The following is a 596-nucleotide window of genomic DNA, read 5'->3' on the forward strand; positions in this document are numbered from 1 at the left end:
TGAATAGACAGTAGTTTAACCTATCTTTCTTCACACTTTCTCCATCTATATAGCCCAATATATAGCTAACAACAAATAAGTGAAAGAGAAAGGTGAATGAATATGAAGGTCTATGAATTACTTGAACAAAGTGGTGTAACAGCTAGAAATCCTTTACCAGCAGATGTAGAGCAACTTGAAATTACCGGCATTAGTGAATCCTCCTTACAAGTAACCAATGGCCATCTATTTGTCACCATTTCCGGTTATGCCACTGACGGTGAAGCCTATATCGGTAATGCCATTGAACGCGGCGCTAGCTTGATTGTGACGGAATCTGACTTAACCGCTAGGGAGAATGTGCCGTTTATCCAGGTTGACAATGCTAGAGAGAGTTTAGCCCTGCTTGCATCAGCTTTTTATCACAATCCTAGCCAAGACAAGTTGGTAATAGGGATTACAGGAACTAACGGCAAAACGACTACCGCTTTATTCTTACAGCATTTACTAAAGAAAGCGGGGTTTGAAGTAGCTTACTTTGGGACCGTCTATAATGAAGTGAACGGCCAACGGTATGAAAGCAAATTAACCACGCCAAGTGCGACAGAAATTCAAGC

The 596-nt window shown here is 41.3% G+C and carries 1 protein-coding gene; it reads left to right on the top strand.

The genetic code is table 11. The features are described 5' to 3' along the window. Positions 1–102: 102 nt before the first annotated feature. Positions 103–596: Mur ligase domain-containing protein (locus ACRCJ0_RS18545; protein ID WP_431391654.1), on the top strand; the 494-nt coding region annotated here is incomplete at its 3' end.

The sequence above is a fragment of the Aerococcus sp. L_32 genome (genome assembly GCF_050689315.1).